Annotated in this window: 15 protein-coding genes; 1 reads left to right on the top strand and 14 read right to left on the bottom strand. The window is 66.8% G+C overall.

What is annotated here, in order from left to right; translation table 11 throughout:
- Nucleotides 1-25: 25 nt before the first annotated feature.
- The 10 genes from D3654_RS04995 to D3654_RS04950 form a co-directional block, all read right to left on the bottom strand.
- Nucleotides 26-1,435 (bottom strand): hypothetical protein, encoded by a 1,410-nt coding sequence (locus D3654_RS04995; protein WP_162943620.1) that lies wholly within the window; start codon nucleotides 1,433-1,435, stop codon nucleotides 26-28.
- Between the two features lie 4 nt (nucleotides 1,436-1,439).
- The gene (locus D3654_RS04990; RefSeq protein WP_120520421.1) at nucleotides 1,440-5,951 is read right to left on the bottom strand and encodes a glycosyltransferase; all 4,512 of its coding nucleotides are present in this window, start codon (nucleotides 5,949-5,951) and stop codon (nucleotides 1,440-1,442) included.
- Nucleotides 5,952-5,976: 25 nt separating this feature from the next.
- Nucleotides 5,977-7,224, bottom strand: a complete 1,248-nt coding sequence (gene wecC, locus D3654_RS04985) for a UDP-N-acetyl-D-mannosamine dehydrogenase (protein WP_120520420.1) — start codon at nucleotides 7,222-7,224, stop codon at nucleotides 5,977-5,979.
- Nucleotides 7,225-7,239: 15 nt separating this feature from the next.
- Nucleotides 7,240-8,919, bottom strand: a complete 1,680-nt coding sequence (locus D3654_RS04980) for a glycosyltransferase family protein (RefSeq protein WP_245413093.1) — start codon at nucleotides 8,917-8,919, stop codon at nucleotides 7,240-7,242.
- Between the two features lie 227 nt (nucleotides 8,920-9,146).
- Nucleotides 9,147-10,037, bottom strand: a complete 891-nt coding sequence (locus D3654_RS04975; RefSeq protein ID WP_120520418.1) for an ABC transporter ATP-binding protein — start codon at nucleotides 10,035-10,037, stop codon at nucleotides 9,147-9,149.
- Nucleotides 10,021-10,917, bottom strand: a complete 897-nt coding sequence (locus tag D3654_RS04970; protein WP_120520417.1) for an ABC transporter permease — start codon at nucleotides 10,915-10,917, stop codon at nucleotides 10,021-10,023. The genes D3654_RS04975 and D3654_RS04970 overlap by 17 nt, the downstream gene beginning before the upstream one ends.
- Complete coding sequence (locus D3654_RS04965; RefSeq protein ID WP_120520416.1) at nucleotides 10,914-12,662, bottom strand: glycosyltransferase family 4 protein; 1,749 nt, start codon at nucleotides 12,660-12,662, stop codon at nucleotides 10,914-10,916. The genes D3654_RS04970 and D3654_RS04965 overlap by 4 nt, the downstream gene beginning before the upstream one ends.
- Complete coding sequence (locus D3654_RS04960) at nucleotides 12,659-13,918, bottom strand: glycosyltransferase family 4 protein (RefSeq protein WP_120520415.1); 1,260 nt, start codon at nucleotides 13,916-13,918, stop codon at nucleotides 12,659-12,661. The genes D3654_RS04965 and D3654_RS04960 overlap by 4 nt, the downstream gene beginning before the upstream one ends.
- 5 nt (nucleotides 13,919-13,923) lie before the next feature.
- On the bottom strand, nucleotides 13,924-14,583 hold the full coding sequence (locus D3654_RS04955) for a hypothetical protein (protein ID WP_120520414.1): 660 nt from the start codon (nucleotides 14,581-14,583) through the stop codon (nucleotides 13,924-13,926).
- Between the two features lie 198 nt (nucleotides 14,584-14,781).
- A complete protein-coding gene (locus D3654_RS04950) occupies nucleotides 14,782-15,834 on the bottom strand; it encodes an LCP family protein (protein ID WP_245413092.1) in 1,053 nt (350 codons plus the stop codon).
- Nucleotides 15,835-16,007: 173 nt separating this feature from the next.
- Between D3654_RS04950 and D3654_RS04945 the strand changes: the two genes are divergently transcribed.
- Complete coding sequence (locus tag D3654_RS04945; RefSeq protein WP_120520440.1) at nucleotides 16,008-16,472, top strand: DUF3515 domain-containing protein; 465 nt, start codon at nucleotides 16,008-16,010, stop codon at nucleotides 16,470-16,472.
- Between the two features lie 4 nt (nucleotides 16,473-16,476).
- Here D3654_RS04945 and D3654_RS04940 read toward each other — a convergent pair whose 3' ends face one another.
- From D3654_RS04940 to murA, 4 genes are read right to left on the bottom strand one after another with little or no spacing between them, the layout of a single operon-like run.
- Nucleotides 16,477-17,625: a D-alanine--D-alanine ligase family protein gene (locus D3654_RS04940; protein WP_205571734.1), complete on the bottom strand. Its 1,149-nt coding sequence runs from the start codon at nucleotides 17,623-17,625 to the stop codon at nucleotides 16,477-16,479.
- Between the two features lie 2 nt (nucleotides 17,626-17,627).
- On the bottom strand, nucleotides 17,628-18,677 hold the full coding sequence (locus tag D3654_RS04935; RefSeq protein ID WP_120520413.1) for an NAD(P)H-dependent glycerol-3-phosphate dehydrogenase: 1,050 nt from the start codon (nucleotides 18,675-18,677) through the stop codon (nucleotides 17,628-17,630).
- Nucleotides 18,674-19,492: a lysophospholipid acyltransferase family protein gene (locus D3654_RS04930; RefSeq protein WP_120520412.1), complete on the bottom strand. Its 819-nt coding sequence runs from the start codon at nucleotides 19,490-19,492 to the stop codon at nucleotides 18,674-18,676. The genes D3654_RS04935 and D3654_RS04930 overlap by 4 nt, the downstream gene beginning before the upstream one ends.
- Nucleotides 19,493-19,504: 12 nt before the next feature.
- Nucleotides 19,505-20,830, bottom strand: coding sequence for a UDP-N-acetylglucosamine 1-carboxyvinyltransferase (gene murA / locus D3654_RS04925; protein ID WP_120520411.1), 1,326 nt, complete (start codon nucleotides 20,828-20,830; stop codon nucleotides 19,505-19,507).
- Nucleotides 20,831-20,866: the final 36 nt, after the last annotated feature.

Raw genomic sequence — 20,866 nt, 5'->3', positions numbered from 1 at the left:
TCCACAATCTCCTGTCCGGACGGAGCTAGACCCAGTGCGTGGTGAAGGCACGGACGGTGGACCCGGACGCCGCCCGCCGGAAGACCCGGGCGCGCACCTGGCCTTCCTCGTCGGGGAGCGCGAAGGTGAAGTCCGTGTCAGCGCTCGGCGGACGCTGTTCGAGGATGCCTGCCTTGCCGAACAGGTGGACCGCGAGGGTCTCTCCGTTCCCCGGCCAGCATTGGAGCCTGACCGACCCCGGGCTACGGGTCAACGCATACGGCAGGGGCTCCTGCCCGCTGCGCTGTTCGAAGTCGGCAACTTCGGCGGACAGCAGGTGCTTAAAGACCTGGCCGATCTCGCTGTGGGGCAGGCCCGGAAGCACGAGGCTGGCCGGTTCGTAACCGGCAGCGCGGGCATCCTCCAGGAGCGGTTCCACGTGGGAGGCCAGGTGATGGTCGGCGGAACCCACCGCCACGCGGATGGCGGTGTTGCGGTGTCCGTTGGCGAGGATGTCCCTGGCCTTGTCGTTGAGGAACCGCCGGTGCTCCTCCGTGGCTCCGCCCGTCATGAAGTCCAGGATCTGCGGGGCGGCATGGAACAGGTAGTCCCCCACCCGGTACTGGGGGGCGCCCAGCAGCACCTTCCCGACACCCAGGGTGACGCCGTGCAGCAGCGCCGCGGTGGCGCCCTTCGAGGAACCGGCGAACATGACGTCCTCGAGGGCGACGCCGAGGTCTTCGACAAGCGCCGCGAGCAGGCCCTGGGTCTCCTGGAAGATCGAGTCGTCGCCGTGGTCCATCCAGTAATACGACCCTTGCCGGCCGAAGTCATCCATGATGAACGCTTTCGACAGGCGGCTCTGCTCCAGGGATGCCCGGTAGTTGAAGGTGAAGTCGTATTCGGCGCCGATGGCCGAGAAGACCACCAGGAGCTTTCCGGCTGCTGCCGCGCCTGCCCCGTCGGAACGGTCCGCCCGGCTGCTTCGATCGGCCCGGTCCAGCAGGTAGTTGAACGAGCGCCCGGAGTCGTGCCGGAGCCAGTTCAGGCCCGGGCGTCCGATGCCGCGGTCCTTCAGCAGGAAGCCGTCAAGGTGCAGGCGGACCTGCACGCTGCCCCCTTCGCCGGACAGGGCGAGCTGCCGCCCTTCGGGACTTGCCTCAACGGACAGCCGGGCCGGCGTCGTGCACTCAAGATGCAGTTCGCCGAACTGGACGTCTTCCGCCCAGAACGCCGCGCTGTGCCCGTGGGCGACAACCCGCGCCCCCTCGGGGATGCCGAGCCGGAGGTCCCAGGGACCTCCGGACCCGGCATCGCCGTGGAGGATGAATCCTTCGGGTCCGCCGGCCGGGAACGCGTCCAGGCGCACGCTTTCGACGTCGAGCCCGGACGCGGCAACCACCGCATCACGGAACGACGCCGAAAGCAGGTCCCGGGCAGAACTGTGGAGCAACACCAAACTACCGACCGCCGTCCGTCAGCACCGGCGCGCCCAGGATCCGGGCGCAGAGGGCTGTGAGTACCTCGTCCTTGCTGAAGCGCTGCTCCACGAAGGCCCGGGCCTCCGCCGCGTTGGCGCGCCATCCTTCAGGGGAAGCGGTCTTCTCCTCGATGTGCTGCACCATTTCGTCGACGCTCGCGGCCAGCCACGACGTCGGGTAGATCTGGTCTGCGCCGGGCCAGGCGAGGCTGGCCGGGACGGCGCCGTTCATGGCGCCGTCTGCGAGCGTCAGGTGGAATGATTCGAAATCGCTCACGGACAGGACCACGCCGATCTTCCCGTACCACTCCGCCATGTCGTTGCCGTGCGGGTCGAACGTGACGGCTCCGGCCAGGTCGGGGTCTTCGGCGATCCGCGCGTACTGCTCCTCGTAGAAGCGCATTTCCTCGGGGCGGTTGGCCATCCAGGCGAATTCCTCGGGCCGCTTGCCCTTGACGAATAGCCGGTAGCGGTTGTCCTTCGCCCGGAGTGCCTTGAGCACGTCCAGCGCCCTGTCCAGGTGCTTCTGGGCCGGGACGATTCCCACCAGGCCCAAGTGGAAGCGGTGGTCGTCGTCCTTGGCCTGCGCGTCGCCGGCCGGGTTCACCGGGTTCGGCACGATCACGGACTTCTTGGCAGGCACCTTGTGGTCCCGCACTGCGATGTCCGCGATGTGCCGGCCGACGAAGACCACGGAATCGACTGCGCCGAAGGCGACGTCCTTGAGGTAGGGGCGGAAGATCTCCTGGGAGTGGACCCGCATTACCAGCCGCTGATGCGGAAGCTTCTTCTTCGAATACCAGAGGGCGTTGCCGAGCCCCCATTCGCAGAAGACGACGTCGGCGGTCTTCAGGAGCGCTTCGCTCTGTTCCGGATCGTGCTTGTTGTGGTCCAGCCATTTGTCGAAGACGACGGTGTGTCCGTGGTGCTGGAGTTCCTCGACGATGCCGGTGGCGAACTTCAGGTCGTGGCCGGCGACCAGGACCGTCTGCTTCCGGGGAGCCACGTCGTGGACAACCGCCGGGCGTTCGCTGCGGAGCAGGGTCCTGCGCACTGTGAGTGCCGCGTCGGAAGTCCGGATGCCGGTACCGTCCCCGGTGCCGGTCGCTGCGATGGCGGGCAGCTCCGGGTTCCCGGTGCCGGGCTGGACGAGCCCGAGGCCCTTGGTTCCGAGTCCGCTTTCGCTGTAGCCGATCCTGTCCCAGGCACCGAACGTGGTGGCCGTCAGGAGGTCCTCGAAGGCCGTCCGGTCTGCGGTGTCGCCAGGGAGGCTGCCGAGGAAATCGATGCTTTGTTCGGCCGCCTTCCGGCGGGCGTCTTCGACGTCGACGGCGTAGCTGACGCCGTCGTGGCCGGACGGGGCAAAGACCGCACGGGGACGCACCGTCTGGGCCTGCGTTTCAGCCAACAGTTCCGGGGTGGCCTCCGGAAGGAAGACGGCATAGGAAGGAAGCTCCGGTGCGCGGACCACCAGGCCTGCGGTGCGGAGGGCGAAGGCCAGGCGGTGCCCGGCCGTGTGTCCGCGGTGGACGTAGCGGTAGGCAAGCCAGGCATCGCGCAGCCTGACCGCTTCGTTGCCCATCCATTCTTCGATGATGAGTTCGGCTTCGTCCTTGCTGGAAACCACCGGCACCAGGCCGTTGAGGACCTCACGGACCCCCCGGCCCGTGCCGCTGACCACGGCGCCGCCGGAGGCTGCGACTTCCATGACCCGCCGGGAGAACATGGTGGGCGAGGCGTCCACCGAGTTGACGTTGATGTGGACCGGGTGCGCCTTGTAGGCATCCACCATGTCCCCGTAGGCCAGGCCGCCGCGGACGTAGCCGGCCAGTTCCGCCGGGAAGCGGTAGGGGCTGTCCGGGTTGAGATGCTGGCGGTCGTAGATGGCCAGGCCGGCGTTGCGTGCGGCGCCGAGCAGGCGTGCCAGCTCGGTGGACCGCTTCGGGTATTTCTCGCCGTAGTAGGAACCCGCGTAGGCGACGGAGTGTTCATAGGGCCGCTCCGACGGCAGGGGGTTGTGCAGGCTCGGCTGTGCGTAAAAGGGCAGGGAAGCCACGGTCTTCAGCCGGCCGCCGGCGCTTTCGAGGTACTTCGGGATGCATTCGGCGTCGGTCGTGAAGACGTGGTCGAAGTACTTGGCCGTAACCCTGAAGCGGTTGAAGTGCACGGGGTCTTCCTTGTTCCAGAAGACGGTCGGCACCGCGTTGGCGTTGCAGTACCGCAGCAGGTTCCGCAGGACCGCGAAGGGCTCGTCGCCGTAGTAGCCGACCTTCTGCCGCCACAGGCCGTCGACGCCTTCCCAGGCGGATTCGACGAACAGGGCGTCGATGGGGTTGGCCTCAAGCTGGCTCCGCCAGGTGGCGGGGTCGAGGACCACGAACTCGGCTTCGGGAAGGAGGCCTTCCGTGGTGAACTGGTCCGCGATGATGCCGATGCGGTGGGCGCGGAGGGGCTTCGCTGCATCCGGGGTGCCGGCAATGGAGCGTGCCGCGGCGTGCGTGGCCGCTGCCGTTTCGGAAGCCTGGGCCCAGGTCCTGTGCCCGATGGTCCACAACCGGGCGCGTCGGCCCATTTCCGAGCGCAGCTGGGGGTCTTCGACCAGGCGGCGCAGGACGGCGGCAAGGGACGCCGGGTCCCCCGGGCTGCAGAGCAGGGCCCGGTCCTGGGAACGGCCGGCAAGATCCCGCAACGGTCCGAGGTCGGACAGGACCACGGCCTTGCTACTGGCCATGGCCTCGAGAGGTTTGAGGGGCGAAACCATTTCGGTGACGGGGAAACGGCGCCGCGGGCAAGGCATGATGTCGAACAGGCTCACGTAGTCCTTGACCGACTTCGCCGGAACCCGTCCGGTGAAGACGACATGCTTGCCGAGTCCCAGCTCGCCGACGGTCTTCTTCAATTCACTAAGTTGCGTGCCGTCGCCGACGATCACGCAGCGCACGTCCAGGCCCTGGTCCACCAGGATCCTGGTGGCTTCCAGAAGGTCGGGCAGGCCTTCGTAGGCAACGAGGCTGCCGGTGTAGCCGATCACGGTGGCGTCTTCGGGCAGGCCGAGCTTGGCCCGGAGATCGGCCTTTGGCGGCATCGGTTTGAAGGCATCGGTGTCGACCGAGTTCGGGAGGAGCTCGATCGTGGCCGGGTCGGCGCCCCGGCTGATCAGTTCCTCGCGGACCTGCTTGGTGATCGCCAGGACGCGGTCCGCCTCCTGGACCACCAGGGCTTCAAGCTTGACGGCGAGCTTGTAGCGGTCGCTTTCGTTCCACCACGGCTTGTTGGAGAGCTCGGTGATCTCCCAGATGCCCCGGACTTCGTAGACGAAGGGAAGTCCGAGCCGCCGGGCGGCCATGAGGGCGGGCAGCGCCGTGACGTAGTTGGAGGCCGCGTGGATGACGGCGACGCGGTTCCGCTGCGCTTCCCGGACGATCACGTCCGCCGCGTTCATCAGGTAGTGGTCGAGCCGGTCCTTCGACAGGTCCGGGCCCGGGTTGAAGACGTGCGGGACGCCGGCGATCTTGCGTTCGAACCTGCGCTGGCCGGGTGCGGGCACGTCGGTGCGTGCGTCCCAGGGGTAGCCGGGACGGGCCGCGACGACGACGTCCTCGCCGTTGTCCACCAGGCCGGTGACGAGACCGGCCGTGCGGGTCGAGTATCCGTTGCTGTTGAAGTGGCCGGTGCTGTGCGCACAGTACATGACCCGGCCGCGTTCCACGAGGTAACCGGGATTGGGCTGCTTCGGTGACACGAAGATCCCGGATTCCAGGAGGGCGTTCTGTCCCTGGATGTTTTCGACAATCTGCTTGTCCTTGGCCGTGAGTGCGGTCAAGAGGTCCCGGTGTTCGGAAATCCGGGAGGCCGGCAGGGCGACGTCGCCGCGGACGAAGTATTCGTGCATCACCAGCTTCAGCAGGCTCCCCTTGGAGGGAGCGGCCTGGAACTCGGCGAGAAGCTGCTCGTGGGCGGGAGCTTCCTTGCGCGGCGCGGGTTTGGAAGCTGCGGGCTTCGCGTCCGTGGGCTTCGACGGCGCAGCCTTCGGGGCAGCCGCCGGGGCCTTCGCAGCCGCGGTCGCGGGCTGAGCCGCTGCAGTTGCCGGCTGAGCCGCCGGCAGGGCGGGCTTCGCCGTCGGGAAGAACGACGCCGGACGGAACGACGACGCAGCCGCCTTCAGCTTCCGTGCGGCCCGCTTAGCCATAGCGTACGGTGCCGTCAGGGACCGCCCGAGCCGGAGGCTCCGGGATTGCCGGAGCCTCCGAAGGGTGGTCTTGAGCTGCGTGTTTTCAGCCTCGGCCCGGGTGAGCCTGTCTTTGAAGCCGTCCCTGGCGCGGCGCATGGCCCGCAGGTCCTTGTCGAGGTCTCCGGCCTTCCTGGCTTGTCTCTTGGCTTCCTTGACGACACGTTCGTACTCACGGATCAGTTCGTCCGTGTCGCTCGCGTACCGTCTGCGCTTCGCCAACTGCAAAGCGGAAGTCTGTGCCGATTCGTCAGGGTGCTTCATCAACAGGTCTCCGAGCCCTCCGTTCCTACTGCCAGATTCCGCGGGTGTCGATCACGGCCTTGCCTTCAAGGACCGTGCGGTCGATCTCCTTGAAGTCGTCGTGGTCCACGAGCAGGAGGACCGCGTCAGCTGCCTCGATGGAGGCCGCGGCGTCGCCCAGCGTGACGTTGGCCAGGCCTGCGAGCTGGCGGGGCAGGCTCTCGACGTGGGGTTCCACGACCAGCAGCTCCGCGCCGTCGACCTTCGCGCTCAGCTTCTCCACAATGGCCACCGCGGGCGACTCGCGCAGGTCGTCGATGTTTGCCTTGAACGCCAGGCCAAGCACTGCGACCTTCGGGGCAGCCTTGTCGCCTACGGCGTCGAGGACCTTCTTGACGACCCATTCGGGCTTGGCGTCGTTGGTCTCCCGGGCCTGGCGGATCAGCTGTGCCTCCTCGGGCGCTGCCGCCACGATGAACCACGGGTCGACGGCGATGCAGTGGCCGCCGACGCCGGGGCCCGGCTGCAGGATGTTGACCCGCGGGTGGTGGTTCGCCAGCTTGATGAGTTCCCAGACGTTGATGCCGAGCTTGTCGCTGATGACGGAGAGTTCATTGGCGAAGGCGATGTTGACGTCGCGGTAGGAGTTCTCCACGAGCTTGGCCATTTCGGCAGTTGCCGCGTCGGTGACCAGGATTTCGCCCTGGCAGAAGACTGCGTACAGGGCCCGTGCCAGTTCGGCGGCCTTGGGCGTCAGGCCGCCGACGATGCGGTCGTTGGTGACGAGCTCGATCATGATGCGGCCGGGCAGCACGCGCTCCGGGCAGTGGGCCACGTGGATGGCCGGCTTGCCGTCGGCGCCATCCAGGCTCAGGTCGGGACGCAGGCTGATGAGGTAGTCGCCCAGCAGCTGGGTGGTACCGGGAGGGGACGTGGACTCGAGGATCACGAGTTCGTCGCCCACGAGCTGCGGGGCAATGGCGCGCGCCGCGGCCTTGATGTAGGTGACGTCCGCGGTGCGGTCCGGGTTGAACGGCGTGGGTACGGCCACGATGTACGCCTGTGCCGCCGGAGTTTCCAGTGAAGCGCTGAGCTTCTTCTGGCTGACCGCACCGGCCACGTACGATGCAAGGTCCGGTTCTACGAACGGAACCTCTCCACGGTTGACCGCGTCCACGGTGCCTTGGTTGACGTCAACGCCGATGACGTGGATATCGTTTCCGGCCAGGATTGCTGCAGTCGGCAAACCAATGTAACCAAGACCGACGACCGCTACGTTTTCGATTGTATTCATTCCAAACACCCCCGTTTAGACAGAGACTTCGTCCCTGTAGTTTCCAAAAAATTTCAAAGAACCACTGGAGAGCAGTTCGGAATCGCTTACCTTCCATGTGTGCCCTGTGCTGGCACGCTGTTGACAGTAGTTGAACCGGTCTGAGGAATAGACGATGAGCCCGTCAGCCACTACATCTCTGAGGAATTGGCTGTCCTCTCCGCTGCCGAGAGCGGCGAATGGAGTGCTTCGGAACGTGTCCGCCGAAGCCATGATGGTTGGGCCCATGACCGTTCGAGTATAACGATGCTCCCACTCCGGGAAGCGAAGCAGCGTGGCGTTCGGCGCTTCGAGGTACATGTAATGGGCCTGTTTTCCCACAACGTCGGCGGCCGAAAAGCCCAGCGCGTGCAATTGGTCACTCAGGTATTCCGGCGCGTAATAGTCGTCGTCATCCATCTTGGTGAACACGTCCCCGGAGGCCGCGGAAACACACTGGTTCAGGCACTCCCCCAGGCTCCGGTCCTTGCCTGCGGCAAGCAGGACCACGTCCTCTACTCCGTGCGTTTTCCGCAAGCGGTCCAGTTCCCCGGGCTCGACGTCGAAGCCGTGCGTCAGCAGCACGAGTTCGACGTCGACGTCGCGCTGGCTCGCCACGGTCCGGAAGACGTGCTCAAGCTGCCACGGGCGGATGGTGGACACCAGGGCGGACACGGAGGGCCGCAGCGGGGGCCGGGCCAGGTGCGGCGCGGCGGCCGCCAAAACCTGGTCGCTGCGTGCGCGGTAAGTGTGCTCCTGCCAGATCCGGCGCTGCGCCCGGTGCAGCTGCCGGTCGCCCAATTCGGGATTCCGCGCGAGCGCTTTGAGGAGTTGCTCCGCTTCGGCCTCGTTTGAGACGCTGAAGATTTCGTCGTCGGAAAAGTAATTCCCGATCGCTTTGCTGGGCGTGGTGACGATGTTGGCCCCGGCGGCCAATACCTCAAATACCCGCCGTGAACACATGGTGGGCGAATCCACCACCGAATTCACGTTGAGGAACGTTTTATATGCCTTGTAGGCGGTAAGCATTTCCGCGTAATCCAGCGAGCCCACCACGCGGTTTTCAAATGGTTCCGGGAAGCGGTACTTCGGGTCGGTGCCGGCGTGCCGGGCGAAGATCTCCAGGCCGGTGTCCATGGACGGCGAGGCTGCCACGGCGGCGGAGAGCAGGAGGTCCAGTTGTTGGCGCCGCTCGGGGTACTTTTCGGCAAAATACATCCCGGCGAACGCGACGTCCCGTTCGTGCCAGCCGTACCTTGGCCGCACGGGGTTGTGGATCCGCGGCTGTGCCGCAAAGGACAGCACGTCCACCCTGTCGTGCCCGAGGTCCTTCCGGTAGGCGTCCAGCCGGCCGGAGTCGCTGGTGAAGACGACGTCGAAGAGTTTCGCGGCGGTAATGAAGTCGTCGTAGTGGGGCGGGTCTTCCTTGTTCCAGAAGACCGTGGGGATGCCGTGTGCCCGGCACCAGGAGGTCAGCCCGGACAGGGCCGGGTCGCCGCCGGCCCCTGCGATCTTCCCGGACCAGCGTCCGCCGTTCCCTGCCCAGGCGGATTCGACGAACAGCAGGTCAACCGGGTTTTCGGAGAGCTGGTCCTCCCAGTCCCGGGGCGAGAGCTGGATGCAGTTCCACTCTTCGCCGAAGGCGAGCAGGGAGAAGTCGTCAAGGATGACCGCCACGGTGGCTGGGGCCTCCGGTGCGTCCCGCCGTCGGCCGGGCTCCGCCGGCCGGAACCTGAGCCGCTTCCGGCGACCACGGCCCACCCAGGCGCCTTCGGCTCCCCGGACCGTTTCAAGCTTGCGGTACCCTGCTGCGGCGGCCTCGCGCTCAAGCCATGTCCTGGCTTGGGCGGGCCCGCCGGTCCGCAGGTGCCAGAGAAACTTGCGAACGGATTTCAAGCCTTCGTTCACGCGCGGGACCGCCTCAGGGAGTTGCGGTCGGCGACGTCAGCGACTTCCAGGTCGTTGATCATCCGGCGCCGGAGCTTCATGGCGCCGAAGCGGTCGCCTTCGGCCAGTTTCTGGGTGAACATGCGGTACCACTTGATGATGTGGTCCGGTTCGCCGTCGGCGATCAGCTCGCCCTGGTCGATCCAGATCGCCCTGTTGCACAGCTCCTTGATGGTGGGCATGCTGTGGCTCACCAGGAAGACCGTGCCCGCCTGGCCCAGCAGTTCGAGCATCTTCTTGCGCGTGCGGTCCTTGAACTGGGCGTCGCCGGTGTTCAAGGCCTCATCGATGATGAGGATCTCGGGATCGATGCTGGCCGCGATCGCGAAGCGGAGCCGTGAACTCATGCCCGCCGAGTAGGACTTCATGGGCATGCGGATGGCTTCTTCGAGGCCGGAGAGCTCCACGATCGCGTCGTACTTGGCGTCGATCTGCTGGTGGGTCATGCCCATGGCCAGGCAACCGAGGACGATGTTCTGGTCGCCTGAGAGCCCGGGGATCAGTGCCGCGTTGACGCCGAGCATCACGGGCGTCGAGGTGGCGTAGACAGCGCCGGAAGTGGGCGGAACCTGGCCGCCGACGAGTTTGAGCAGCGTGCTCTTGCCCGATCCGTTGCGGCCGATGACGCCGACCGACTCCCCGTGTTCGACCACGAGGGAAAGTTCCTTGAGTGCCGGCACTTCCACGGCCTTTGTGCGGCTGACGGCGGAGCGGAACCCTTTCCAGCGGACTGCCGGCGCGGAAGATCCGTCCCGGCTGCGGCTGGTGGTCCGGTAGGTCATGCTGACCTTGTCGATGACGACGGCTGGAGTGCCTTCGATGAAGTTCAGATCAGAGCTCTCGGCCATAGGACTCCTCCCCCTTCCAGAAGAAGACCATTCCGATTGCGAGGGTCGCCAGGGACCAGAGTGCGAGGATCGCCCACGCCCGCCAGCCGCCGAAGCTTCCGTAGAGCACGTTTTCACGCGCGAGGTGGACCACGTTGTAAAGCGGGTTGTATTCCATGACGTTCTTCAGCCACGGAACCGAGTCGAACTTGTCGATGGAGAAGAACAGGCAGGACATGTACATCCACAGCCGCAGCGCGTAGGAGATCAGCTGGTTCACGTCGTTGAACATGGAGACCAGGCGCGCCAGGATCAGGCCGAGCCCGAGGTTGAAGAGGAACTGCAGGCCCACCACCGGAACCAGCATGAGCCAGCGCAGGGAGATTTCCTCGGCGGGCGGCAGGACGATCACCAGGACGAGCATCGTGATCAGCACCGGGATGTTGGCGAACAGTTCCCTCAGGTTGGCCGCAAGGACCAGGCTCGCCCGGGGGAACTGGAAGGCATGGATGACGTTCTTGTTCCCGGCGATGGCCCGCGAGGAGACGGAGATCGCCCGCGATGACATCTGGAAGAGGAACACGCCGATCACCAAGTAGGCCACGAAGTTCTCGATGCCGTGCCCGGACTTCAGGAGCACGCCCATGATGAGGTAGAACATCAGCCCGTTGAGGAGCGGGCTCAGGACGAGCCAGGCCCGGCCGAGCTTGTCCTGCTCGTTGCCGGTCTGCACGCGTGCCTGGGCATCGTAGTACACGAAGTGCCGGTAGTCCCACAGGGACACCAGGTAGTCGAGCAGCGGCGGGCGCGCGCCGACCCGGCGCAGGTCGCGCAGGTTCACGGAGGTGGCCACCGCGGTCGGCTGGGGCCCTTGGGGTTTCGCGGGTGTTTCCGTGCTCAACGTAGTGCCTCCATCAAATTCGCATAGGCCGAGGCCAGGGCCCTGGCGTTCGCCTGCCAGGTTCTCGTTTCCAGGACCGCCTTGCGGCCGGCCTCGCCGAACGCTTTCCGCAGTTCCTTGGACGCGAGGAGTTCGGCGATCCGCGCGGCCAGGCCATGCGGATGTTCGGGTGACACCAGGAAACCGGTGACGCCGTCCTCCACGATCTCGCCGAGCGCCGGGAGCCGGCTGGCTACGACCGGACGGGCGCAGGCCATGGCCTCCACCGGCTTCAATGGTGTCACGTCCCGGGCTACCGACAGGTCCTTGCGCGGCACGACAAACACGTCCAGGGCCTGATGGTACTGGTGGGCCTGGTGCCGCGGAACCCGCCCGGTGAACACTGCCCGGTGCTCCAGCCCGGCGGCGCGTACCTGTTCGCGCAGTGCCGGCAGCGCCACGCCGTCGCCGACTATGAGCAGCTTCAGCCGCGGGTGCTGCGGCGCCAGCAGGGCGAACGCCGAGACCAAGTCGTCAAGGCCTTCGTAGGCCACCAGGCTGCTGACCGTGCCGATGTACAGGGCGCCCGGGTCCAGGCCGAGCTGCGAGCGCGCCTCCGCTGCCGGCCTCGGTTCGGCCAGGAAGTCGCCGCCCACGGCGTTCGGCGCCACGAGGACCTTCTCCCCCGGCACGCCGGCGGAGACGATGTTCTCCTTCATCGCCGCGCCAAGGGTCACCACCAGGTCCGCGGAACGCATGGCTTCCGCTTCGCGTTCCTGGAAGAGCCGGTACCGTTGGCTGTTCTTCGCCTCGGGTCCACGGGTGGATGCCCAGGTGTCGGCAAGTTGCCCGCGGACCTCGTAGACCCAGGGAATGCCGAGCGCTTCGGCGACCGCACGGGTGACGAGGGCGTTCACGTAATGTGTGGTCGTGTGCAGCACCGCCGGCCGGAACTCGAGCGCCAGCTCCAGCAGCGCCTCGGCCTGCTGTTGGAGGCGTCCGTCGACGGTCGGGGCCAGGCGGGCCGGCAGCAACCTCTGGTAGGCAATGCCGTCCACCACGTCGCGGTGCCGTGCAGCGAGCTTGCCCACCTGCACCGGATAGCCCACCCTGGTCACTGCCATGGTGTCCCAGCCTGCGTCCTTTTGGGCCAGGAGGACCGAATGCGAGCGTTGGGCATAGCCGCTGGCGGTGTGCGGCAGCGAATTCGTGAGGACGTGCAGCACCCTGCGCTGGCGCGGTTCGTACGGCACGGGTGCGAGGGTGGGCGTCCACCCCTCAAGGAGCCGCAGCTCTGCGGCGAGCCGGTTGCGTTGCCGGCGCTCGGCTCCGCTGGCGGCACCGTCCAGGATCCCGACGGCGGCGCTGACGTCGCCGTCGTACCAGAACCTGCGTGCCTGCGCGGCGCGGTGGTGGCGGGCCCCGGCGGAGTGGCGGAGGAAGGAATCGGCGAGGTCGGGGCGGTTGGCGACCAGCGCGACGTCGGCCATCGCCCTGCTGTGCGCCGCGGACGGAGTGCCGTGCGTGAGGGCCGCTTCGAGCCGCCGGACCACGTCCTGGTCTTCGCCCGCCATCAGTCCGGCGAGCAGCACGGGTCCATTCGACGAACCGGGCCCGGCGGCCTTGGTCGCGGCTTTCGCCAGTGTGCGCACCAGGCGGGACGGCATCCGCCGCGAGACCTGGAGGGCCAGCAGTGCCGGGTCGTCGGCCAGGTGTTCGCGCGCGGTGCCTGCCGCGAGGCGGAGGTTGGTGAGGAGCTCCTTCATCGGCGGCGCCTCCGGGAAGTAGCGAGGACGTCCTTGATCAGCTCCATGTAGCGCGCAGCGAGGAAGGGGTAGTCGGCGTGCTCCTTGACCCATTGCCGGCCGTCTCCGTTGCGGATCAGCCGGCCGCGGTCCTTGGCCAGCGCGGTCCACAGGGACGCCAGTGCCTCCGGGCTGCTCTCAACGATGTCCCCGGCGCCGGCGTCTTCGATGATGCGGGCGGCCTCGCCGCGGACCACCGCGGTGACGTGCCGGCCGACGGCGAGAACCTCGTAGGTCTTCGACGGCACCGTGGTCTCGAAGGATTTCCAGTCGTCCCGGAGGGAGACCAGGCAGGTATCCGCCGACGCGTAGCGCTCCATGACGTCCTTGCCGTGCATCGGGTCATGGAAGGTCACGGGCGCGTCCAGTTCGAGCGCGAGCTGCTCGAGTTCGCGGCGTTTCACTCCGCTGCCCACCATGTGCAGGTGCATGGAATCGCCCACCAGGGCGCTGGCCCGGATGGCGATGTCGAGCTTCTGGCTCCTGCCGTGGTTGCCCAGGTACAGGACTTCGAAGGTGTCCCGCTCCAGGGCGGGAGGCCCGAGGGTGGGGATCTGTTCCAACCGGACACCGTTGCTGACCGTGGCCACGTTGGCCAGTCCGCGGCTCCTGAGGGTCGACGCGAAGCCTTCGGTGACGGTGACCACCAGGTCCGCCCGGCGCTGCACGAATTCGACGGCGTACTCAGCCAGGCTCTTGACCTTGCCTTGGACGAGGCGGGCGTCGCGGGCCAGGTCCGGCCAGGCGTCCCGCATCTCTACGATCAGCGGAACCCGCCGCAACCGCGAGAGGACATACCCGGCTCCCAGGGTCGGGAGGCTGGGAGCCGTGACAATGACGACGTCGGGCCGCCGGGTCAGCAGGCCGAGCGGCACGGACAGCGCCGCGGAATAGCACTGGTCAAGGAAGCGCGCGAGGTGTGAGGCGCCGTGCCGGAGGTACGGCACGCGCACGATCAGTTCCGAGTTGGGGCCCTCCTGGCTGCGCATAGGCCAGCCGGCAGTATCGCGGGGAAGCTCACGGCGTCCGTAAGGCGTGTGCGCGACCGGCGCGACGACGTCGACGTTCCACCCTGCGGCGGCGAACTCCTTGATGAAGGCGGTCCAACGGCGCTGTGGCGGGCTGCTCTCAGGCCAATAGGAATGGGTGACGAGAGTCAGGCGCGGAGTATCCTCGCAGCGTTGTTCGTCAACGCCTGCTTGTGTGGCGGTCTGCATTGGGCTTACTTATGGCTCCGGACCGGCGTCCTCGGGGACTTGGAGCCCATGAACCGGAAGTAGGCAAACCCGGCCCCGAGCAGCGCAAGGACCGTGATGATCTGTACGTGCAACGGGCTGCCGGTGGCCACCGAAACCACGGAGTCGAGGGTCTTTGCCACCGGTTCAGGGATGGGCACAGGGGCTGCGGTCTTCGCGGGGACGGCAGGTTTCGGAGCGGGGGTGGTGCTGGTGGTGGCAGCCGGGGTCTCCGGCTGGGGAACGATCTGCCCGGCGCCCGGATCCTGGAGCGGCTGGACGGCTGGCTGCTCCACGATGAAAGGGGCGGGCGCGGGTGCGGCCGGGGTCTGGGGAACCGGGTTCGGCGCGGGCTCCACCGGATTCGTAACGGTTCCTCCGCTTTCTCCGTCGGGAAGTATGGTTCCGGGAAGGTTGGTCACCGGACCGCTCGTTTCGGAACCGGAAGGCGCGGGATCGGTCGTGCCAGGGTCGGTCGTTGCGGGGTCACCGGTGCCGGGCTCGGTTGTCCCGCCGAGGTCGATGGGGTCCGTAGTCCCGGGAATGATGGTCCCCGGGTCAACCGGGTTGTCGATGATCGGGCCGGGGGTCTCTTCCGCGTGTGCGGCCCCCGCCTGGATTCCCAGGGTCACGGCAAGCGCAAGCACCGCGGCGCACTTGCGTACCCCACTGCAATACTTCCTCATCGTTGCCCCCCGCAGCGATTGCGGCAGGTCCTGCCCGCCGCTGCTGAGGCTGGCAAACCCGGCCGGTTAGTCAAAGCGAATCAGTCGGTTCCGTCAATAAGATCGTGTCCAGCATAATTCACTCCGTGGCGCGAAGCCGCATCACGTCCTTGATTTGGACTAATTGGCAATGCCCTCGGCTTTAAGGTACTCGCCCACTTTGTCCTCTTTCAGGGCCTTCTTCAGGGCGTCGATTGCGGACTGGTCCGCCACCACAATCGACTGGCCGTCAGCGGACCAGCCGGTTCCGCTGTTGGGAAGGGTGAAGCTCTCCACATCGCCGGAACGCACGTTGCGCAGTTCGAGTGCGAGCTTGCCCACAGCCACGGCGTCCAGGGTCTCATCCACCGAAACGTAGGGGGAAACCTCGTCGACCACGGCGTTGATCTTGCCCGGGTCGGTAAGGGTCTCGGTGGTCAGGAACTTGCCCAGCAGGGCCTTCATGAAAAGCTGCTGGTTCTTCACCCGCTGGTAGTCGCCGTCGGCGAAGGCATAGCGTTCGCGGACGAAGACCAACGCCTTGTCCCCGCTCAGCACCTGCTTGCCCTTGGCGAAGTCGAAGTTCCGGGCGCTGAAGGCGATGGGGACATTCACTTCCACGCCGCCCAGGGCGTCGGTCATGGACTTGAAACCTTCGAAGTCGATCACGGCAACGTGGTCGACGCGGGTGTCAAGGATGCCTTCCACTGTCTGTACCACCAGCGGGATGCCGCCGAGCGCCATGGCCGCGTTGATCTTGGCACTCCCGTTGCCCGGGATGTCCACCCAGGTGTCGCGCATGATGGACGTGATGAAGATGTTCTTCCGGTCAGCGGGGATGTGGACCAGCATCATCGAGTCGGAGCGCTGGTCAGACGGAGCTCCCTTCTCCGCGGTATCGACCGTGGCGGAGCGGGAGTCGCTGCCCAGCACCAGGATGTTCGTTGCCTCTCCCCCGTTGGGAAGGGTGGGCTTGGTGGGCCGGGTGGACTCCTCGGGGAAGGCGTGCTCGATCTTCTGGGTCTTGGTGTTGAAGCTGTTGGCGAGGTTCATCAAGTAGACGCCGCTGATCGTTCCCGCGACCAGGACCACAGCCAAAAAGCCCAGCAGGACATTGCGCGCGGTGTGCGACTTCTTCTTCCGCGGCCTCTGCTCATCCTGCGTGGCGTCGGGCAGCATTTCGTCGTTGTGCATCCGTGTATTCCTTCGTTCCCCAGGGCAAAACTGTTCACGCCATCATCCCATGACAGGCAGATAAGGCCTTCCAGCCTTTCCTCAGGTTCGCTCCGGCTGCCCGCGGCACATAGGCTTGGGGGGTGAATTTTCCGTCCGGCCCGCATTTCCGCACACCGCGTCTCCGCCCGAGGATCGCGGCACTTGCCGCGGCCGCGTCGCTGCTGGCCCTTTCCGCCTGCTCTCCCGCCGTGGACGTCAAGGCGGCGTCCGATGCCGCGAACCCGGCCTGCGCCCCGATGATGGTGGCGCTTCCGGACGCGATCGGCGACGCCAAGCTGCGCAAGACGAATAGCCAGGCCACCGCGGCGTGGGGCGAGCCCTCGCAGGTGGTCCTGCGGTGCGGCGTCAACGTCCCCGGCCCCACCACCGACCGCTGCGTCACCGTCAACGACGTCGACTGGGTGATCAAGGAGGGCAACCCTGTGTGGACCCTGACCACCTACGGCCGGGAGCCCGCCACCGAAATCCTCATGGACCCGAACGTCATCAGTTCCGCAACGGTCCTGGCCGACCTGGCCCAAGCAGCCAGCAAGATCAAGGCCGTGCGCCACTGCGTGGGCCAGGAAGACCTACAGAACCTGCCGAAGAGCAGGTGACTGCTCAGCGCAAGCCGGTCTTGCGGTTCAGCGCGAGGTAGATGAGTTCGTCGATCAGCTCCGCGTACGGCAGGCCGGACGCGGCCCACATCTGCGGGTACATGCTCTTGGGTGTGAACCCGGGCATGGTGTTGATCTCGTTGATGATGAGCTCGCCGTCCGGGGTGTAGAAGAAGTCCACCCGGCTCAGTCCTTCGGCGCCGACGGCGTCAAACGCCGCGGCGGCAAGCTCGCGGACGCGGGCGATCGCTTCCTCCGGCATGTCCGCCGGGCAGCTCAAGGCCGCGGCGCCGTCCTCGACGTACTTGGCGGCGAAGTCGTAGAACTCGTGCCCGCCAGAGGTCACGGCGATTTCGCCGGGCATGGAGGTGCGCGGGGCATCGGTGCCGCGTCCTTCGAGCACGGCGCATTCGATCTCACGGCCGCTGATACCGGCTTCGATCACGAGCTTGAGGTCGTGGCGGCGGGCTTCCTCGATGGCGGCGTCGAGTCCGTCGAGCGAGTCCACTTTGGAGATCCCCATCGAGGATCCCGCGCGGGCGGGCTTCACGAACACCGGGTAGCCCAGGCGGTCGACCCGCTTGCGGACGGCTTCGGCGTCGTTGCTCCATTCGCGGTCGGTGACGGCCACGTAGGGCCCCACCTTCAGCCCGGCGGCTTCGAAGACCACCTTCATGAAGTGCTTGTCCATGCCGACGGCGGAGGCCAGCACGCCGGCGCCCACATAGCGGGTATCCGAGAGTTCCAGCAGGCCCTGGATGGTGCCGTCCTCGCCCCACGGTCCGTGCAGCAGTGGGAAGACAACGTCCACGGAGCCGAGCTCCTGCGGGACGGCGTTTGGTTCGGTGACCACCAGCTGGTGCGTGCCGCCGATTTCGGCGAGGGTCACGGTCTTGCCCGAGGGGGCCACTTCCGGCAGTTCCGCCGAGCTCAGCGACCACTGGCTGGGATCCCCGCTGGGGAGCACCCATTGGCCGGTCTTCGCGATCCCGATCGGGATGACGTCGTACTTGCTCTTGTCGATCGCGCCCATCACTCCGGCCGCCGTCACGCAACTGACGGCGTGCTCGCTGGAGCGGCCGCCGAACAGCACGGCGATGCGCGGCCGCCGGCCGCCGTCGGGAGTTCCGGTGGTCTGGATCTTTTCGGTCACAGTCAGTAATCGCCTTCGGACTTCAGGGAGCGGGCAAGGAGCCGGGGCCCGAGTTCATCAACGGAAAGTCTGCCTTCCAGCACGGCCACCACGGCCGCGGTGATCGGCATGTCGACGCCGAGGCTGACGGCCAGCTCGTTGACAGCGTACCCGGATTTGATGCCCTCCGCCGTTTGGGTCATCTTGGCCGTGACCTCGTCGAGGGTCAGCCCCTCGCCGAGGAGCCGGCCCGCGGTGTGGTTGCGTGACAGAGGCGAGGAACAGGTGGCCACGAGGTCGCCGAGGCCGGCGAGGCCGGCCATCGTGTGGGCGTCTCCGCCCAGGGCGAGGGCCAGGCGCGAGGTTTCCGCCAGGCCGCGGGTGATGACCGAGGCCTTCGTGTTGTCGCCCATCTGCTTGCCTTCGCAGATGCCGACGGCGAGGGCGATGACGTTCTTCACGATGCCGCCGATCTCCACGCCGACGACGTCGGTGCTGGTGTAGGGGCGGAAGTACGGCGCGGTGCAGCAGTGCGCAATAGCGGCCGCGGTGTCCTCATCGCTGCACGCGACCACGGAGGCCGTGGGCTCCTGGCGGGCGATTTCCATCGCCAGGTTGGGGCCGGAGACCACTGCCACCTGGCTGTCCGGGATGTCCAGTTCCTCGGCGATCACCTGGCTCATGCGCGAATCGGTGCCGAGCTCGAGGCCCTTCATGAGGGAAACCACGACGGCGCCGGGCGCCACGAGTTCCTTCCAGTCCTTGAGCTGGGGGCGCAGGGACTGGGCGGGTACCGCCAGGATCACCAGTTCCGCGCCGTCCAGGACCTCGGCGACGTCGGTCGATGCGGTGATCGACTCCGGCAGCGGGGTGTCCTTCAGGTACTGCTCGTTCAGGTGCAGGGTGTTGATCTGCTCCACGACCTCGGGGCGGCGTCCCCAGATCCGGATGCTGCGTTCCTTGCCCGTGGCCGCGGCGGCGTCGGCGAGGACCTTGGCGAAGGTGGTTCCCCAGGAGCCGGCGCCCAGGACGGCGACAACCGCGGGTTCCCAGTCGGTGCCGGCGCCGCTCACTGACGTTCCCCCGGTTTGGCCGTGCTCTTGGGCTCTACTGTGCTCCCTGGCTTCGCCGTACTTCCGGGCCCCTCAGTGCCGCGGGCCTGGAAGCGGCCCTGCTTGGACTGGTTGTGTGCCGCGGGGTCCCAGCGTACCGCCGGAGGCTCCTCGCCGCGAAGTTCAGCCAGGAGCTTGGTGATGGCGTCCATGATGAGCTCTGTGGCTTCGTTCAGGGTGGTGCGGTCCAGCGGCCGGTCCGCGAAGCTGCTGAGGTCCAACGGGTCGCCGATCAGCACGCGGGACGTCTTCCGGGGGAAGATGTGGAAGCGCTTGGCGTACCTCGGGAACACTTCGTGGGCTCCCCAGTGCGCCATGGGGACCACGGGTGCCCCGGTCTGGATGGCCAGGCGGGCGGCGCCGGTGTGGCCCTTCATCGGCCACAGGTCCGGGTCGCGGGTCAGGGTGCCTTCGGGGTAGATGATGATGGCGCCGCCGGCGTCCACCACCTCCTGGGCCGACTGCAGCGAGCGGTTCGCACCCGCCGTCGAGCGTTCCACCGGAATCTGGTGCGTGGCACGCAGCAGGGACCCGATGACGGGGGCCTTGAACAGCCCGGCCTTGGCGAGGAAGTGCGGCGGCCGCTTCTGGTTGTAGAGCATGTGGCCGATCACGATGGGGTCGATCTCGGTGCAATGGTTGGGTGCGGCGATGAAGCCGCCCCTGGGAAGTTTCCCGAGGCCGTCCCATTTCTTGGCCATCAGGATGTTCATCAACGGCCGTGCAATCCCCGCAAGGAGCACGAACGTGGCACGGCTCTTGGCCGATTCCTTCAAAGGTTCCCCCGCTTACTTGGATTCAGTGATGTCGAAGTCTGCGCCGAGGCCGGCCAGCTTCTCGGTGAAGCGCTCATAGCCGCGGTTGATGATGTCGATGCCCGTGACGCGGGAGGTTCCGGTGGCCGCAAGCGCCGCGATGAGGTGGCTGAATCCGCCCCGGAGGTCCGGGATGTCGATGTCGGTGCCCTTCAACGGCGTCGGGCCGGAGATTACGGCCGAATGCAGGAAGTTGCGTTGGCCGAAGCGGCAAGGGACGCTGCCCAGGCATTCGCGGTGCACCTGGATGGTGGCGCCCATGCGGCTCAGGGCCTCGGTGAAGCCGAAGCGGTTTTCGTAGACGGTTTCGTGGACGATCGACACGCCTTCGGCCTGGGTCAGGGCGACGACGAGCGGCTGCTGCCAGTCGGTCATGAAGCCGGGGTGCACGTCGGTTTCCAGGACCAGCGGGCTCAGCTTGCCGCCGGGGTGGTAGAAGCGGATGCCGTCCTCGCGGATGTCCATGCCGCCGCCCACCTTGCGGTAGGTGTTGAGGAAGGTCATCATGTCGCGCTGGGAAGCGCCTTCGACGAAGATGTCGCCGCGGGTGACCAGCGCGGCCGAGGCCCAGGACGCGGCTTCGTTGCGGTCCGCGAGGGCCCGGTGGTCGTAGCCGCCGAGGTCCTTGACGCCTTCGATCCTGATGGTGCGGTCCGTCTGGACGCTGATGATGGCACCCATTTTCTGGAGCACGGCGATGAGGTCGATGACCTCTGGTTCCGTGGCCGCGCCGCTGAGTTCGGTGATGCCTTCGGCGCGGGTGGCGCTCAGCAGCACCTGCTCAGTGGCGCCGACGGACGGGTACGGCAGGGAGATCTTGGCCCCCTGCAGGCCCTTGGGCGCCGAGATGTGGATGCCGCCGGGGCGCTTCTCCACCACGGCGCCGAACTGGCGCAGCACGTCCAGGTGGAAGTCGATGGGGCGGTCGCCGATCTTGCAGCCGCCCAGGTCCGGGATGAAAGCCTCACCGATCGCGTGGATCAGGGGGCCGCAGAACAGGATCGGGATGCGGGAGTCGCCTGCATGGGCGTCGATCGCCGTGCTGGACGCCGTCTTGGCGTCCTTGGGGTCCAGGGTCAGGTCACCGGTGACGGGATCCTTCTCCACGGTGACGCCGTGCAGTTTCAGCAGGCTGGTAACAACCTCGACGTCCTTGATTTCCGGGACATTCCGGAGCACCGAAGGCTCATTTCCCAGCAGGGACGCGACCATGGCCTTGGGCACAAGGTTCTTTGCGCCACGGACGGTAACACGGCCGGCCAGCGGTACACCGCCGCGGATTGTCAGGACACTGCTCATCTATACCGTTTCCTCACGAGTTGATGCCCCCATACT

It is taken from the genome of Arthrobacter celericrescens, assembly GCF_003614925.1.
GTDB classification, from domain to species: Bacteria; Actinomycetota; Actinomycetes; order Actinomycetales; family Micrococcaceae; genus Arthrobacter; species Arthrobacter celericrescens.
The sequence above is the reverse complement of the archived record's forward strand: the minus strand, read 5'-3'. Positions and strand labels throughout refer to the sequence as shown.

What these genes read in the sequence shown, in the direction of transcription:
- D3654_RS04990 (WP_120520421.1), bottom strand. Translation starts at nt 5,951, where the DNA reads ATGAAGCACCCTGACGAATCGGCACAGACTTCCGCTTTGCAGTTGGCG.
- wecC (WP_120520420.1), bottom strand. Translation starts at nt 7,224, where the DNA reads ATGAATACAATCGAAAACGTAGCGGTCGTCGGTCTTGGTTACATTGGT.
- D3654_RS04975 (WP_120520418.1), bottom strand. Translation starts at nt 10,037, where the DNA reads ATGGCCGAGAGCTCTGATCTGAACTTCATCGAAGGCACTCCAGCCGTC.
- D3654_RS04965 (WP_120520416.1), bottom strand. Translation starts at nt 12,662, where the DNA reads ATGAAGGAGCTCCTCACCAACCTCCGCCTCGCGGCAGGCACCGCGCGC.
- D3654_RS04960 (WP_120520415.1), bottom strand. Translation starts at nt 13,918, where the DNA reads ATGCAGACCGCCACACAAGCAGGCGTTGACGAACAACGCTGCGAGGAT.
- D3654_RS04950 (WP_245413092.1), bottom strand. Translation starts at nt 15,834, where the DNA reads ATGCACAACGACGAAATGCTGCCCGACGCCACGCAGGATGAGCAGAGG.
- murA (WP_120520411.1), bottom strand. Translation starts at nt 20,830, where the DNA reads ATGAGCAGTGTCCTGACAATCCGCGGCGGTGTACCGCTGGCCGGCCGT.